12 protein-coding genes are annotated in these 15,894 nt (G+C 34.2%); 3 read left to right on the top strand and 9 right to left on the bottom strand.

Annotated elements, in window-relative coordinates:
* The first annotated feature begins 192 nt into the window (after positions 1-192).
* From ABJM36_RS05085 to ABJM36_RS05075, 3 genes are read left to right on the top strand one after another with little or no spacing between them, the layout of a single operon-like run.
* Entirely contained in the window at positions 193-2,277 is a 2,085-nt protein-coding gene (locus ABJM36_RS05085) for an HAD-IIB family hydrolase (protein ID WP_348449848.1), read from the top strand.
* Between the two features lie 27 nt (positions 2,278-2,304).
* Positions 2,305-3,582 carry a glycosyltransferase gene (locus tag ABJM36_RS05080; RefSeq protein WP_348449846.1) on the top strand — a complete coding sequence of 426 codons (1,278 nt, stop codon included), beginning with the start codon at positions 2,305-2,307 and terminating at the stop codon, positions 3,580-3,582.
* Between the two features lie 12 nt (positions 3,583-3,594).
* Positions 3,595-4,476 carry a carbohydrate kinase gene (locus tag ABJM36_RS05075; RefSeq protein ID WP_348449844.1) on the top strand — a complete coding sequence of 294 codons (882 nt, stop codon included), beginning with the start codon at positions 3,595-3,597 and terminating at the stop codon, positions 4,474-4,476.
* Positions 4,477-4,482: 6 nt separating this feature from the next.
* Here the strand turns inward: ABJM36_RS05075 and ABJM36_RS05070 are convergent, their stop codons facing one another.
* The 9 genes from ABJM36_RS05070 to ABJM36_RS05030 all read right to left on the bottom strand — a co-directional run bounded on the left by ABJM36_RS05070 (position 4,483) and on the right by ABJM36_RS05030 (position 15,590).
* Positions 4,483-5,055, bottom strand: coding sequence for a YdeI/OmpD-associated family protein (locus tag ABJM36_RS05070; protein ID WP_348449842.1), 573 nt, complete (start codon positions 5,053-5,055; stop codon positions 4,483-4,485).
* A gap of 5 nt (positions 5,056-5,060) precedes the next feature.
* Positions 5,061-6,707, bottom strand: a complete 1,647-nt coding sequence (locus tag ABJM36_RS05065) for a M1 family metallopeptidase (protein ID WP_348449840.1) — start codon at positions 6,705-6,707, stop codon at positions 5,061-5,063.
* 49 nt (positions 6,708-6,756) lie between these two features.
* A complete protein-coding gene (locus ABJM36_RS05060) occupies positions 6,757-7,233 on the bottom strand; it encodes a DUF6265 family protein (RefSeq protein ID WP_348449838.1) in 477 nt (158 codons plus the stop codon).
* A 96-nt stretch (positions 7,234-7,329) separates the two neighbouring features.
* On the bottom strand, positions 7,330-9,138 hold the full coding sequence (locus ABJM36_RS05055; RefSeq protein ID WP_348449836.1) for an acyl-CoA dehydrogenase family protein: 1,809 nt from the start codon (positions 9,136-9,138) through the stop codon (positions 7,330-7,332).
* 25 nt (positions 9,139-9,163) lie between these two features.
* Positions 9,164-10,360, bottom strand: coding sequence for an acetyl-CoA C-acyltransferase (locus ABJM36_RS05050; protein WP_348449834.1), 1,197 nt, complete (start codon positions 10,358-10,360; stop codon positions 9,164-9,166).
* A 29-nt stretch (positions 10,361-10,389) separates the two neighbouring features.
* Positions 10,390-10,746, bottom strand: coding sequence for a four helix bundle protein (locus tag ABJM36_RS05045; protein ID WP_348449832.1), 357 nt, complete (start codon positions 10,744-10,746; stop codon positions 10,390-10,392).
* A 91-nt stretch (positions 10,747-10,837) separates the two neighbouring features.
* Positions 10,838-13,246, bottom strand: a complete 2,409-nt coding sequence (locus tag ABJM36_RS05040) for a 3-hydroxyacyl-CoA dehydrogenase/enoyl-CoA hydratase family protein (RefSeq protein WP_348449830.1) — start codon at positions 13,244-13,246, stop codon at positions 10,838-10,840.
* A gap of 7 nt (positions 13,247-13,253) precedes the next feature.
* A complete protein-coding gene (locus ABJM36_RS05035; RefSeq protein ID WP_348449828.1) occupies positions 13,254-13,700 on the bottom strand; it encodes a MarR family transcriptional regulator in 447 nt (148 codons plus the stop codon).
* Between the two features lie 111 nt (positions 13,701-13,811).
* Positions 13,812-15,590 (bottom strand): AMP-dependent synthetase/ligase, encoded by a 1,779-nt coding sequence (locus ABJM36_RS05030; protein ID WP_348449826.1) that lies wholly within the window; start codon positions 15,588-15,590, stop codon positions 13,812-13,814.
* Positions 15,591-15,894 lie beyond the last annotated feature (304 nt).

The following is a 15,894-nucleotide window of genomic DNA, read 5'->3' as shown; positions in this document are numbered from 1 at the left end:
TTACTCCATTATCAAATTTGCAAAATGGTTTAACCTATTTTTCATATTTCTTAAAGTAAGGCTTGCTAATTATCACTATTAGATTAATATTTAAAATTAGCCTGTTTTTCTTGTTTTTACATCGAAAATCTATTAATTTTTACCAAAATGAAGTAAAAAACATTAAAAAAGTAAAATTTGTAGATTTTTTATATGAGCAAAATTAAAGACAAAAATAAGCCAGAAATTAACTTCCTTTCTTTCGATATTGATAATACATTAATAGACTTTCACACTCATAAAAGTAATTTTCGAAAAACCTGGAAAAAGTATAAACCTAAAGATATTGTTCTAACCTATAATACAGGGCGATTAATTGATGATGTACTTAATTTAATTGATAAAGGTATCCTTCCGGAGCCTGATTATATAATTTCTGGTGTGGGTACACACATTTATAATTATAAGGACAAATGCGTTGTAAAAGAATTTAATAATGTGCTTGATGATGGTTGGGACTTAAAAGCTGTTGAAGATTTAATTCAAAACATAGACCATCCTATTAGTGATCAGCCTACAAAGTTTCAACATGCTTATAAAAGAAGTTATTTTTTCCATAATGCTAGTCCAGAACTTATAACTAGTGTAGAAAAAGGTTTTGAAAATGCTAACATGAGTATTAATGTGGTGTATTCTGGAGATAAGTTTTTAGATATTCTTCCAAAATTTGCCAACAAAGGTAATGCCTTACAATGGCTAACAAAAAAGTTAGATATAAAACCAGACTCGGTTTTAGTAGCCGGAGATAGTGGTAATGATTCTGCTATGTTTGATATGCCGAACGTTAAAGGAATTGTGGTTGCTAATGCACACGAAGAATTATATCAATACACAAAACACAGACAAGTTTATCACACCGAAAAAGAAAAAAGTGATGGTATCATTGAAGGGTTGGTTTACTATGGCATTTTACCCAATGTAGCGAAAGATGTTACAAATATTGATCATAAAGATGATTTCTTTATAAAACAAGAGTCAGAAAGTTTAGCAGCCGAGGATGCCGATGAAAAGGTAGCTTTAATTCGCGAAGGATATGAAAAAGCAGTATTAGCTTTAAAAAAGAATATTACACCACTTGGGTTTTCTGCTTGCTCTATAAAAGATAATGTGGCACATGGAACCGACGAGAATTATTATAGCGTTTGGGCTAGAGATGGCGCCATAACCGTAATTGGTGCATTGCCTTTAATTCATAAAGATAAAGACCTTCATAAATGTGCAAGACAGACACTTTTAACCTTGTTTGAGCACATTTCTCGCAACGGTCAAATTCCTTCAAACGTGCGTATTAAAGATAATATTCCTGATTATTCTGGTGTAGGTGGTATTTGCTCTATTGATAGTGGTATTTGGGTGGTTATTGCTTTTTATGAATATGTAAACGAAACCAAAGATATTGAGTTTTTAAGAAGTCATATTGCCGATATAAAGGAAACTATGCGTTGGTTAGGAGCGCACGATAGTAATAATGATGCTTTGTTAGAAATTCCTGAAGCTGGAGATTGGACAGATTTATTCGGGAGAAGTTATAATATTCTTTACGATGAAATTCTATGGTACCGGGCTAATGTTTGTTTTGGTCGTATGATGGAAATGTTGGGCGATCATGAAGAAGCTGGCGAGCATATTAGATGGTCGCAAGTTATTAAAAAGGAAATTTTGCAAAACTTTTGGCCTTCTACACAACAGCAATTATTTCAATCGGTTTCTTTTGCCGAAAAGCAATTTACATTAGGAGATACCTCTTACTTAATTGCGCAAACAACACCTTTCGATTTTAGTTGGCGTTGCGATACTTTAGGGAATATTTTAGCCTTTTTACATGGTACTATAGATGCTGAAAAAGCACATCAAACCTTCAAGTTTATGTGGGGTGTTGGTGTTAACGACCCTTTTCCGGTAGCCAATGTGTATCCTGTTGTAAGCCCTGGCGATCCAGATTGGAGACCATATTACACAGTTAATTTATTAAACCTCCCAAACCATTATCACAATGGCGGTATTTGGCCATTTGTAGGTGGTTTTTGGGTAAAGTTTGTAAACAAGCTAGGTTTTAGGGATATCGCAATAGCAGAGTTACATAAACTCGCTTTAATAAATAAAGAAGGTATAAATGTAGAGTGGGAGTTTACCGAATGGGCTCATGGTACTACCGGAAAACCCATGGGGAAAGCTTACCAGGCATGGTCGGCAGCTCAATACATCTCTGCTTGCCATGATTTAAAAATAATTAAATAATTAATATAATAACTAAAGCAAAACACTATGAAATCGATATTGATGATCTCTCTACATGGCTATGTTGGAGCAAATGCAGAATTAGGAAAACCTGATACAGGCGGACAAGTAGTATATGTTTTAGAACTTGCTGATCGTTTTAGCAGACTAGGAAAAAGAGTTGATTTAGTAACTCGACAATTTGAAGATCAACCCGAATACGACTATGTAGATGAAAACTACAGCGTTTGGCGAATTCCCTTTGGTGGTAAAAAGTTTATTAGAAAAGAGGATATGCACGATCATCTTAAAAAATTTGTTACCAATACTTTGGCAGCCATTAAAAAGGAACGTAAAAAATACGATGTAGTATATTCACATTATTGGGATGCAGGTTGGGCAGGACAAAAAATAGCTGAAGAATTGGGTATTTCTCATGTACATACACCACATTCCTTAGGGTGGTGGAAGCAACATAGTATGGGGAGCGATATGGACGAGAAAGAAATGGAAAAGACGTACCGTTTTAAAGAGCGGATAAGAAAAGAATATTTCGTGTATCAAATGTGTAATTACGTTATTGCTACAACACTTCCTCAAGTCGATTTATTAACTAAGCAATATGATGTGTTGCCTAAAAACTGTGGCATGATTCCTCCTGGAATTGACGAAAATCGTTTTTTTCCAGTGCCTTCAAAAGAAAACGACAGAATACGCGCCAAGTACGACATTCAACCTACAGATATTTTAGCATTAGGTAGAATGGCACACAACAAAGGCTACGATTTACTATTCCAAGCTTTACCCACAGTATTCGAGTTATGTCCCGAGGCACGATTGGTTGCAGCTATTGGTGGCGATCAATCCGATCAAGATAATCAAGGTATTAAAAAACTCAAAAAATTAGCAGAAGAGTTAGGGATTGCAGATAAAATATCTTGGAAAAACTATATTGCCGATGAGGATTTAGCAAACGTATATAGGTCTGCAAATATATTTGTAATGCCTTCTAGATATGAGCCATTTGGGATGGTTGCTATTGAAGCTATGGCTTGTGGAACCCCAAGTATAATAACTGTTCATGGAGGGTTGTGTGATTTAATAGATTTTGGAAAACAAGGATTATTCGCGGATCCGCATCGCCCAAAAGAGTTTGGAGCTATGATGGCTATGCCGCTTTTATATCCTAAATTAAGAAATGAATTATCTGTTGAAGGCGCTCGTTTTGCACGTCGTAATTTTGGTTGGACAGGTATTGCTAAGCGTATGTTAGAGGTGTTTAGAAGCTCTATTAATCAACGTACTATGGAATCTAATATATATTAAATTTATTCCATTATGGCGAACATAGTTAGTTATGGAGAAATTCTATGGGATGTATTTCCTAATCATAAGAAAATTGGAGGTGCCCCTTTAAATGTTGCGCTTAGAGCAAAATCATTTAATAATCATGTGGCTATGATTAGTGCCATTGGGAATGATAATCTTGGTAAAGAAATACTGAGCTATTTAAATGAAAATGGCATTAATACGGAATGTATTCAAGTGCTGGATGATTATAAGACAGGAGAAGTTAAAGTTGTTTTAGATGAAAAAGGTTCTGCCTCTTACACCATTGAATATCCAAGTGCTTGGGATAAAATAGAATGTAAAGAGGTTATAATTGATACAGTAAAAGCTTCAAATGCCTTAGTTTTTGGAAGTTTAATTACGCGCGATGATACTTCAAAACAAACACTGTATAAGCTTTTGGAATATGCGAATTATAAAATTTTTGATCTTAATTTAAGACCACCACATTTTTCAGAAGATACTTTGGTTTATTTGATGAATAAGGCCGATTTTATAAAATTTAATGATGATGAACTTTATGAAGTAAGTAGGCTTTTAGGTTCAAAATATAATTCTTTAGAACAAAATATACATTTCATAGCAAAAAAAACAAATACAAAACGGGTTTGTGTTACCAAGGGACCCCACGGCGCTGTATTGCTATACGATGGTTTATTGTATTACAATAGTGGTTATCAAATAAAAGTTGTTGATACTGTAGGTGCAGGAGATTCTTTTTTGGGCACATTAGTGAGCCAATTAATTAACGATATTAATCCCCAAGAAGCTATAGACTTTGCTTGTGCTATTGGTGCATTAGTAGCACAAAGTGAAGGTGCGAATCCAAGATTATCCTTAACAGCGATTAACGATTTTATAAACCCTTAAAAAGTTTTACCAATTGGTTCTGCTTTTGATATTATTAGCGCATAACTCTATTATTTGAGTAATGCGCTTTTTTTTAGTGGCTTCTCGTTTGGCTTGATTTAACCAATACAAATAACTTTTCCTGTATGATGGTGCGAAATTTTTAAAGTTTTCAAAAGCTATAGGGTTTTCATCAAAAGCATCTTTTAAAATTTGTGGTATTATGCCTTTTTCAACACTATCTAAGGCTGTCCAACTCCCATTCTGTTTCCCAATTTCAATACTATTAAGGCCAGCTTCGTGCATTAAACAATTCGCGGTAAGCTCTTCGATATATGTTTTATTTAATGCGCTCCAAACACTTTTAGGGTTCCTTTTACAGAAGTATTGCCTACGCTTTCCTTTACCCAAACTTTTAACAGTAGAATCTATCCAACCAAAACATAAAGCAACTTTTACAGCTTCTTCCCACCGCATTGAAGGTTCTTTGTTTTCAACTTTATAAAAGATGAGGTAAACACCATTAGCGCAGTCATGGTTTTCAAGGAGCCATGTTCGCCATTCTATATGTGTTTTGAAATAAAGCTCAGGAGTCTTCAATTGTGTTATATCTTTTTCGATTCTACATAAAAGTCAATATCTACTTTTACATCTTCAATTTTAGAATCTGACGTAAAAGTATGCCAATCAGATTTTGGGGAAATCCAATGGTCTTCGTTATTAATTTTAACTTGAATAGGCATTTCGAAACCTTCCACACAATTGGTCCATCTGTATTTTAAAACTTTCTTATTGATAGAATATTCTAAAGTTGGAATTTTTGTAGTTCTTAAATATTGATTAAAAAATGCTGATAGATCGATGGTTGTTTCTTGCGATAAAAAGTTTTCAATTTGTTGCGTTGTTACCGTTTGATGATAAAATTCAACATTCATTTTACGCAAAATTTTTCTCCAAACTTCGTCATCTTTAATAAGTTGTCTTAGCGTATGCAGCATGTTTGCGCCTTTGTAATACATGTCGCCAGAGCCTTCATTATTAACATTATACAGTCCAATTAGTGGTCTGTCATTTTGAATATTTGCTCGGGTGCCAATAACATATTCTGCACCAGCCTCTTTTCCAAAATGATAATCTAAATACAAGCTTTCGGAGTATGCCGTAAAGCTTTCATGAATCCACATATCGGCTATGTCTTTGTTGGTAATATTATTAGCAAACCATTCATGCCCAGCTTCATGTATAATAATAAAATCGAACTTTAAACCCCAGCCTGTTCGCGATAAATCTTTTCCTAAATAGCCATTTTGGTAACCATTACCATAAGTAACCGAACTTTGGTGCTCCATACCTAAGTAAGGCGCTTCAACAAGTTTAAAACTATCTCTATAAAAAGGATATTGACCAAACCAATGCTCAAATGCTTTAAGCATCATAGGGACTTGCTTAAATTGTTCCTTAGCTTTTTCTAGGTTATAACGAAGTACATAATATTCAAGGTCTAAATTTCCACCCTGACCATCAAAAACTTCAGAAAAGTTGACGTAATCTCCAATATTAATGTTTACACCGTAGTTGTTTATTGGGCTTTTTACTTCCCAATGGTATGTTTTAGTATCACCTATTCGCTCTACGAGGGTTAACCTTCCATTAGATACATTGGTTAAATGACTTGGTACGTTTACACTTATTTTCATGCCTTCCACTTCATCGTACATATGGTCTTTACAAGGCCACCAAACACTAGCGCCTAATCCCTGGCATGAGGATGCAATAAAATCATTACCGTTTTTATCTTTTTTCCATGATATACCACCATCCCATGGTGCTTTTATAGCTTCTTTTGGGTGGCCTTCATAATACACTTCTAAGGTGTTAATATCATCAGCTTTTTGATTATTAATTAATGAAATAAAATGGGCATTGCCTTCATGTCGAATTTTCAATTCTTTACCATTTTGAACGGCCTTTAAAAGTTTCATTGGCGATTGTAAATCAATTTGCATTATAGAATCGCTTTTTAAAACTTTATAAGTAATCGTGTTTTTACCAGAAATAAATTTGTTTTCTGGATTTACTTTAATGTCTAAATGATAATAGGTTAAATCCCACCACTCGCGCTCTGGGGTAATACTGCCTCTTAAGGTGTCTTGCTTTGTAAATTTTGTTTTTTCAGATAGTAAGCCTTGGGCATTTAAAAAAAATAATGGTGTGATTAAGAAGGCGATAAGTATACAGTAGGTGTTTTTCATTAAATTTTGAATTTTCAGCAATTTAAATAAAAAGATTATTAAGTGTTTGTTAATATTTCTGTTTCGTATAATTGAATTTTACAGTTTCAATGGTTCCATCTTTTTGATGAATATCTACATAAACATTCATTTCATTAGTATTTACTTTTTCAAAAGTCATGCCATCAAATACAACTTTAGATGCGGTAATTTTTTGTAAAGGATAATCAATACTTTCATTTTTAGATTCCCATCCTTTTAAATCATTATTGAAATGTTTTAGCTGAAGTAATAAAGAATTTTCTATTTCTCTGATAATTTCAATTTCATAAAAGGCTACACTACCATCCTTAATTAATTTGAAAGTTGCCATCATTGAACCTCCAGAAGGTTCGCTCCATATTTCTTCAGTAATTCCACCAAAAGCTTCGCCTTTCCAGTATCCGGAAATCCAAGCGATATTTTCTAGTTTTGGTTCGAGTGTTATGTCTTCTTGAGCAAGTAGAATAGAGGAGAAGCATAAACAACCTATTAAAATTAATTTCATTATTGATGATTTTTACTCAATTTAATAAAAAAACGCCTCGAATTTAATTTCGAAGCGTTTTTTAGTAATTGAATTAGTCACTATAATTTATTTATGTTAAAAACAGTATTTGTTTTCTGCTTTAACTTTTTCTGCTATCTCGATACGTAAATCTACAATATCTGGGTAGTTTACATATTTAGTAAAACGCTTTAGTCCCATTAGCATCATGCGTTGTTCATCTCCTTCAGCAAAAGAGATAATACTTTCTTTACCTTTTTCTTCCACGATGTCTACGGCGTGATATAAATATAATTTAGCCATTGCAATTTGAGCAGATTGTTCTTTTTCGCTGGTACGCTTTACATTTTTCTCTGTCCTTAAAATTGCTGATTCTGCCATGTATATTTCAATTAAAATATCGGCCGCAGCAATTAATAACTGTTGGTGGTCTTCTAATTTAGGCCCATATTTTTGAACTGCTCCACCGGCAACCATTAAGAAGGTTTTTTTAAGTTTAGCAATCATTACTTTTTCTTCTGAAAATAATTCAGAATAATCAGGTGTATCAAAAGACGGGATACCCATTAATTCCTCCTGAACAGCTTGGGCAGGACCTAATAAGTCTACGTGGCCTTTCATGGCTTTCTTTACTAGCATACCAACAGCTAACATTCTGTTAATTTCATTAGTACCTTCGTAAATACGTGCAATTCTAGCATCTCTCCAAGCAGATTCCATTGGTGTTTCTTCAGAGAATCCCATACCTCCAAAAATTTGGATGCCTTCATCTGCTGCATTTTGCACATCCTCTGAAACCGCAACTTTTAAAATAGAACACTCAATAGCGTATTCCTCAACACCTTTAAGTTCTGCTTCTTGGTGGGAGTTTCCAGCCGCTTCACGTAATGCAATTCTATCTTCAATATTTTTAGCAGCTCTATAGGTTGCAGATTCACCGGCATAAGCACTAGCTGCCATTTCTGCTAATTTTGTTTTAATAGCACCAAAATTTGCAATAGGCGTTTTAAATTGTTTACGCTCGTTGGCATAATTTACGGCTGTTGTTAAAATTCTACGTTGTGAATCTAAACAAGCTGCCGCTAGTTTAATACGACCAACATTTAATGCATTCATTGCAATTTTAAAACCTTCACCTCGTCCTGCTAACATATTTTCGGCAGGAACTACAGTGTCGTTAAAGAAAACTTGACGTGTAGAAGACGCCCGAATACCTAATTTATGCTCTTCTTCACCTAAAACAATACCATTAGGATTTTCGGCATCAAATTCTACTATGAAACCTGTAATATTTTTGTCATCTTCAATACGAGCAAAAACAATCATCAAACTACAGAAACCTGCATTTGAAATCCACATTTTTTGTCCGTTAATTTTATATGATTTTCCGTCTGCCGATAACTCAGCGGTTGTTTTACCTGAATTAGCATCCGATCCAGCCCCTGGTTCTGTTAAGCAATATGCGCCAAACCACTCACCAGAAGCTAATTTAGGAACGTATTTTTGTTTCTGTTCCTCTGTACCATATAATGTAATTGGCATGGTGCCAATTCCTGTATGTGCTCCAAAAGCAGTACTAAAAGAACCTGTTCCAGAAGAAATATAATCGCAGGTTAATACCGTCGATACAAATCCCATGCCCAGGCCACCATAAGCTTCAGGAACTGCAACACTTAAAAAGCCCATGTCTCCAGCTTTACGCATAACGTCTTCAGTTAAAGCATAATCTTTAGCTTCAAAACGTGGTTTATGAGGGATGATTTCACGATCGTTAAATTCCATCACAGATTCTTTCATCATGGTTTGTTCTTCTGAAAAATCTTCAGGAGTAAACACATCTTCACAATTTGTTTCTTTTACTAAGAATTGACCTCCACGAAGGATATCTTTTTCTAAATCTGCCATTTTATAGTTTAGTATTAAGTTTTTATTAGTTTAAAAATTCAAATATCCCACAAGCACCTTGTCCTGTACCAACACACATGGTAACTGCACCATATTTACCTTTCATATCTTGCTTACGCATTTCATCAAAAAGTTGCACAGAAAGTTTTGCTCCAGTACATCCTAGCGGATGCCCCAATGCAATGGCACCACCATTTACGTTAATAATATCGGGGTTAAGATTTAACTCTCTAATTACTGCTAAAGATTGAGAAGCAAAGGCTTCATTCAATTCAATTAAAGATAAATCGTCTTGTTTTAATCCTGCTTGTTTTAATGCTTTCGGGATTGCTTTTACTGGTCCAATTCCCATAATACGAGGTTCGACACCTGCAGCAGCATAATTTACCATTCTTGCAATAGGTTCAAGATTTAATTCTTTAACCATATCTTCACTCATAACCATTACAAAAGCAGCTCCATCACTCATTTGCGATGAGTTTCCTGCTGTTACACTTCCTCCGGCAGCAAATACAGCTCTTAATTTTGCTAAAGCTTCTATGCTTGTTCCGGCACGAGGACCTTCATCTTTAGTTACTGTATATGATTTTGTTGCTTTTTTGCCGTTAGCATCAATATAAGTTTGCTTTACTTCAATTGGTACAATTTGATCTTGAAAACGGTTTTCGGCTTGTGCTCTTAAAGCTTTCATATGCGAATTATAAGCAAACTCATCTTGGTCTTGGCGAGATACGTTAAATTGGTTTGCAACTGCTTCAGCAGTATTTCCCATGCCCCAATAATAATCTTCGTGACCAGCTTTTACAATGGCGTCGTAATTTAATTCGGGTTTAAATCCTGTCATAGGAACGCTACTCATACTTTCTGCGCCACCAGCAATAATACAATCGGCCATTCCGGCTTGTATTTTGGCTGTTGCCATACCTATAGTTTCAACTCCAGAAGAGCAAAAACGATTTACGGTTACACCAGGTACATCAACAACATCTAATCCCATTAAAGAGATTAATCGCGCCATGTTTAGTCCTTGTGAACCTTCTGGCATAGCGTTGCCTACAATAACATCGTCAATTCGTTTTGGGTCTAAACCTGGCAATTCTTTCATCATATATTTGATGGTTTCTGCTGCCAATTCATCTGTTCTTTTAAAACGGAACACGCCTTTTGGTGCTTTACCAACTGCGGTTCTATATGCTTTTACGATGTAAGCTTGTTTGCTCATAGTAGTATTAAGATTTTTAGAATTAAGTATTAAGACTTGCTAAGCGTTCTTTGAAGTGAATAATTCATTTTTGTTACTTCTAAAACTTCCTTTATAATAGGTCTTACTTTTTCTTCTGTTATTAAATTTAATCTTTTAGATAAATATAATTGTGTTAATAATTCGAATGAAGAACCATTTGCAATTCCTAGAAATTGTTTAAACTCTCCATTAGTATTTCTTCCAGTTCCTTCTGAAATGTTTGAAGGAATAGAAACTGCACTTCGTCTTAATTGAGATGTTAAACCGTATTTTTCTTCCTTAGGAAAATTATCGGTAGCTCTACAGCAATGCTTGGTAATATCCATTGCTTTTTGCCATATTTTTAACTCTTCAAATCTGTGCATCTTTATTTAAGTTTTAAAAATTTTATTATAAAGTACCAAGAATTAACGGTGAACTTGTCTTTGTACTTAATACTTTATACCAAGTGCTTTTTTAATTTCTAAGCGGCTTCCCCTTAGTTAACATGTGCTGTATACGCTCTAAAGTTTTACGCTCTGTACATAAACTTAAGAAAGCTTCTCGCTCTAAATCCAATAAATATTGTTCAGTAACTAAAGTTGGTTCAGATAAATCTCCACCAGCCATAACGTAGGCTAGTTTATTGGCAATTTTAACGTCGTGTTCACTAATATAGTTGGAGTCTTTCATGGAATCTGTTCCTACTAAAAACATACCTAAAGCTTGTTTACCAAGTACTTTTACATCCGAACGTTTTACGGGTTGTGTGTACCCTATATCGGCCATTAATTTGGCATGTTGCTTGGCAACAGCAATTTGGCGGTCTTTGTTTACCACAACAATATCTTTTCCTTTTTGTAGCAGACCTAAATCGAATGCTTCATAGGCAGAAGTGGAAACCTTTGCCATTCCAATAGTTAAAAAGTAGTCTTGAAGTGTGTTTAACTGTACATCGCCTTTTCTAAACGTATCAGAAGCTCTTAAGGCCATTTCTTTCGAACCTCCTCCTCCAGGAATTACACCAACTCCAAATTCTACAAGTCCCATATATGTTTCGGCAGCTGCAACAACTTTATCGGCATGCATAGAAAGCTCACATGCACCACCTAAACTCATTCCGTGAGGTGCTGAAATTGTTGGGATAGACGAATAACGCATACGCATCATGGTATCTTGGAAATATTTAATAGCACCATTTAGCTCATCATATTCTTGCTCTGCAGCCATCATAAAAATCATTCCTATGTTGGCGCCAACAGAGAAATTAGCACCTTGATTACCAACTACTAAACCAGCAAAATCTTGTTCTGCAAGATCAATAGCTTTATTTAATCCGGCAAGTACATCGCCACCAATGGTATTCATTTTAGATTGGAATTCTACATTAAGGATTCCGTCTCCTAAATCTTCAATTACAACACCCGAATTTTTAAATACTTCGTTAGATTTTCTAATATTATCTAAAATTATGAAACTGTCTTGTCCAGGAATTTTTTCTTGTGATTTCTTCGGAATATCATAAGCATAACTAGCACCTTCTTTAACGGTGTAAAAAGATGAACTTCCTGAGGTTAACATCTCGTTTACCCAAGCAGCAGGCTCTAAACCTTCAGCTTTCATGATTTCTATTCCTTTTTCAACACCAATAGCATCCCAAATTTGGAAAGGACCATGTTCCCAACCAAATCCAGCTTTCATAGCGTCGTCAATCTTATATAAATCGTCGGTAATTTCTGGTATTCTATTTGAAACATAAGCAAATAGAGCAGCAAAACTTTTTCTGTAAAATTCCCCTGCTTTATCTTTTCCTTTTACTAAAACTTTAAAACGGTCTACAACTTTATCAATAGATTTAGTTAATTCTAAGGTTGCAAATTTTGCCCGTTTTGCTGAGCGGTATTCTAATGTGTTTAGGTCTAAAGTTAAAATTTCTTTTTTACCATCTGAAGAAACATTCTTTTTATAAAATCCTTGTCCTGTTTTGCTTCCTAACCATTTGTTTTCCATCATTGTATTGATGAAATCTGGAAGTTTAAATAATTCTAAACGTTCGTCGTTCGGGCAGTTTTCTCTAATTCCATTGGCTACATGCACCAAGGTGTCTAGACCTACAACATCAACGGTTCTAAATGTTGCTGATTTTGGACGACCAATCACTGGTCCTGATAATTTATCAACTTCTTCAATAGTTAAATCTAATTCTTTAACGGTGTGAAATAAGCTTTGAATGCTAAAAATCCCTATTCTGTTTCCAATAAAGGCTGGAGTGTCTTTAGCTAAAACAGAGGTTTTTCCTAAGAATTGCTCACCATATCCATTTAAGAATTCTAAAACAGTAGCGTCTGTTTTAGGTCCAGGTATAATTTCGAATAATTTTAAATAACGAGCTGGGTTAAAAAAGTGAGTACCGCAGAAATGCTTCTGAAAATCTTCACTACGGCCTTCGCTCATGAATTTAATAGGAATTCCAGAAGTATTACTTGTAATTAAAGTCCCTGGTGTTCTATATTTTTCAAGTTTCTCAAAAACTTGTTGTTTAATGTCTAGACGCTCAACTACAACTTCCATAATCCAATCAACATCCTTTACTTTAGCGATGTCATCTTCAAGATTACCTGTGGTAATTCTACTCGCAAAGTTTTGATGGTAAATAGGAGAGGGTTTCGATTTTAACGATGCTGCAAGCGCCTCATTAACCAATCTGTTTCTAACTATTTTGTCGTCTATAGTTAAGCCTTTAGCCTTTTCTTTATCATTTAGTTCTCTAGGTACAATATCTAATAAAAGGACATCTACACCAATATTAGCGAAATGACATGCAATGCCACTTCCCATAATTCCAGAGCCAATAATGGCTATTTTTTTAATACGTCTTTTGCTCATTGTTTTTTTAACTATCAGATTGATTGTATATTTTTTTATTACAAACCATATCGTTTATAACATCGGCTACCTCATAAAAGTGTTTTAGTTTTTCTGGTGGAACATTATTTTTTATAGCCTCGTTAAAAATCAACACTTTGTCTTTGGAAGCGTCTCTTTTTTCTATACCAAAATCGGTAAGCGAGATAATAACACCACGACCATCCTTAGGGTTAGGTTTTCTAGTTATTAATCCTTTTTTCTCCATGGTTTTTAAAGTCCTAGATAAACTAGTAGCTTCCATACCCATTTTTGGGCCCAATGCTGTAGAAGGTGTTCCTTTTTCAGGGTCTATACTTAGTAAAGTAAAGCCTGTTGCCATAGTGCTTCCAAACTTTAAAGCCTCTTCATTGTACATTTTCTGAACCGCTAACCAGGTGGTTCTTAGGATGTAGTCTATGGTTTTGTCTTTCATATATTTAAATGATAAGTTCAAATATATAAAATTTTATTATGCGTGCATAATAAAATTAAGAAAAAATAGGAATTAAATTCAATGGGACTGAAGAAAAATTATTTTTAGATTTTACGAAGGTCTGTAAATCTTTTCAATTAATGCAGTATACATTTTTTTTATTACATCTCTCTTCATCTTCATCGTCGGTGTAAGGTGTCCCTGATCTATTGACCAAACGTCTGGTGTTAACTCAAAACGTTTAATTTGTTCCCATTTTCCGAATTTTTGATTACAAGTATTGACTTCTTGTTGTAATCTATCCTGAACAATTTTGGAATTAGCAATGGCATTATTACTTTTTTCTACTGAAAGTTTTTTATGATCGATCCAATCTTTAATAAAATCGAAATTTGGTTGAATTAATGCAGCAGGCATTTTTTCGCCTTCTCCAATAACCATAATTTGTTCAATAAATCGTGATTGTTTTAAGTCGTTTTCTAACAATGTTGGAATAATATATTTACCTCCAGATGTTTTAAACATTTCTTTTTTGCGCCCTGTAATTTTTAAAAAACCATCGGTATCAACTTCTCCTTTATCCCCAGTGTGGAAATAATCTCCAGTCATTACACTTGCCGTTTTTTCTGGGTCTTTATAATAGCCCATCATCACATTTGGACCTTTTATTAAAATTTCTCCATCTTCAGCAATTTTAACTTCAACATCGTCAATTGGTATTCCAACACAGCCTACTTTAAACATTTTATCTTTATAGCGTCCTACAGAGACAACAGGAGACGTTTCTGTTAGTCCATAACCTTCCATGACTTGCATGCCTGCAGCCGAAAAAATTCGTGTTAAACGGGGTTGTAATGCAGCACTTCCAGAAACCATAGTATGTAGCTCTCCTCCAAGGGCATCCCTCCATTTGCTAAAAATCAATTTATTGGCAATGCTTAATTTAAATTCGTACCAAGCGCCGTTTTGTTTATAGGGTTCCCATATTTCGCCTAAACCAACGGCCCAATAGAATAATGCTTTTTTGATACCCGTTAATTCTTCAGCTTTAGCCATAATTTTGTCGTACACTTTTTCAAGTAATCTTGGTACAACACTCATCATGTTTGGTTTTATTTCTTTAGCATTATCTCCAATTTTATCTATAGCCTCGGCATAATAAATAGACGTTCCTGTGTATTGATAAATATAAATAAGGACGCGCTCAAAAACATGGCAAATAGGTAAGAAGCTTAAAATTCTAGTTTTTTCACCATCTTTAAAAGGGACTCTTGGGCTACTTGATAGAGCGTTACTAGTTATATTCCAATGTGAAAGCATTACACCTTTTGGTTTTCCTGTTGTGCCTGATGTGTAAATAATGGTTGCTAAATCTGTGGATTTTACTTGGTCTTTTCTAGCTTCTACTTCATTTTGATTTATTGTGTCTTTTCCTAATTCTAATAACTCAGAATAATGCTTGCAACCTTTAATTTGATCAAATGAATAGACTTCTTTTAATTGCGTATTTCCTTTAACTTTATTAACCTTTTCAAGGACTTCAGCATCTGAGACAAAGCAATAAATAGATTCACTGTGATTTAAAACATATTCATAGTCTTCGGCACAAATAGTTGGATAAATAGGAATGTTTTGTGCTCCAATTTGTAGAGTGGCAATATCAATAATATTCCATTCTGTTCTATTGGTTGTAGAAATAATAGCAATTCTATCACCCTTTTTAATCCCAAGTTTTAATAAAGCTCTGCTCATAGCATTTGCTTTATCTACATATTCTTGTGTAGACGTTTTAACCCATTCGCCATTATACTTTGTAACTAAAGCAGCATCGTTAGGGTTGTTTTCCAACTGGAAATATGGGAAATCAAAAAGTCTAGTTATTTCTGTCATAGGGGTATTTAAAGCTTTAGTGCAAAGTATGAAATAAAATGATATTTACAAATAAGTCATGAAAAAAGGAGTATATTATTATAAACTCCTTACCTTTTTTGTTAATTTAATAAAATTGTTTTTCACATAAATTTAAATAGCTAATCTTTTATTATTCTGAATGTTTCAATGAAATTATTTTTAATAGTCTTTAAAATAAAGGTGTCAGTATCTAGTTGAGAAGTATTAATGGGTGTTAAACTTAGATGCTTTATTACTGGTAAAGTAAATTTTTATGAAATAAATTAATAAAAAAAGCCTTTAT

This window comes from Algibacter sp., from assembly GCF_039977455.1.
In the GTDB taxonomy this organism is placed as follows: Bacteria; Bacteroidota; Bacteroidia; order Flavobacteriales; family Flavobacteriaceae; genus Algibacter_B.
Note: the sequence above shows the minus strand (reverse complement) of the source record. Positions and strands in the feature narration are given on the sequence as shown.

Excerpts from the sequence above, each read along its gene's own strand:
- ABJM36_RS05035 (WP_348449828.1), bottom strand. The coding sequence starts at position 13,700 with ATGAAAGACAAAACCATAGACTACATCCTAAGAACCACCTGGTTAGCG.
- ABJM36_RS05030 (WP_348449826.1), bottom strand. The coding sequence starts at position 15,590 with ATGACAGAAATAACTAGACTTTTTGATTTCCCATATTTCCAGTTGGAA.
- ABJM36_RS05060 (WP_348449838.1), bottom strand. The coding sequence starts at position 7,233 with ATGAAATTAATTTTAATAGGTTGTTTATGCTTCTCCTCTATTCTACTT.
- ABJM36_RS05045 (WP_348449832.1), bottom strand. The coding sequence starts at position 10,746 with ATGCACAGATTTGAAGAGTTAAAAATATGGCAAAAAGCAATGGATATT.
- ABJM36_RS05075 (WP_348449844.1), top strand. The coding sequence starts at position 3,595 with ATGGCGAACATAGTTAGTTATGGAGAAATTCTATGGGATGTATTTCCT.
- ABJM36_RS05085 (WP_348449848.1), top strand. The coding sequence starts at position 193 with ATGAGCAAAATTAAAGACAAAAATAAGCCAGAAATTAACTTCCTTTCT.
- ABJM36_RS05050 (WP_348449834.1), bottom strand. The coding sequence starts at position 10,360 with ATGAGCAAACAAGCTTACATCGTAAAAGCATATAGAACCGCAGTTGGT.
- ABJM36_RS05055 (WP_348449836.1), bottom strand. The coding sequence starts at position 9,138 with ATGGCAGATTTAGAAAAAGATATCCTTCGTGGAGGTCAATTCTTAGTA.
- ABJM36_RS05080 (WP_348449846.1), top strand. The coding sequence starts at position 2,305 with ATGAAATCGATATTGATGATCTCTCTACATGGCTATGTTGGAGCAAAT.
- ABJM36_RS05065 (WP_348449840.1), bottom strand. The coding sequence starts at position 6,707 with ATGAAAAACACCTACTGTATACTTATCGCCTTCTTAATCACACCATTA.
- ABJM36_RS05040 (WP_348449830.1), bottom strand. The coding sequence starts at position 13,246 with ATGAGCAAAAGACGTATTAAAAAAATAGCCATTATTGGCTCTGGAATT.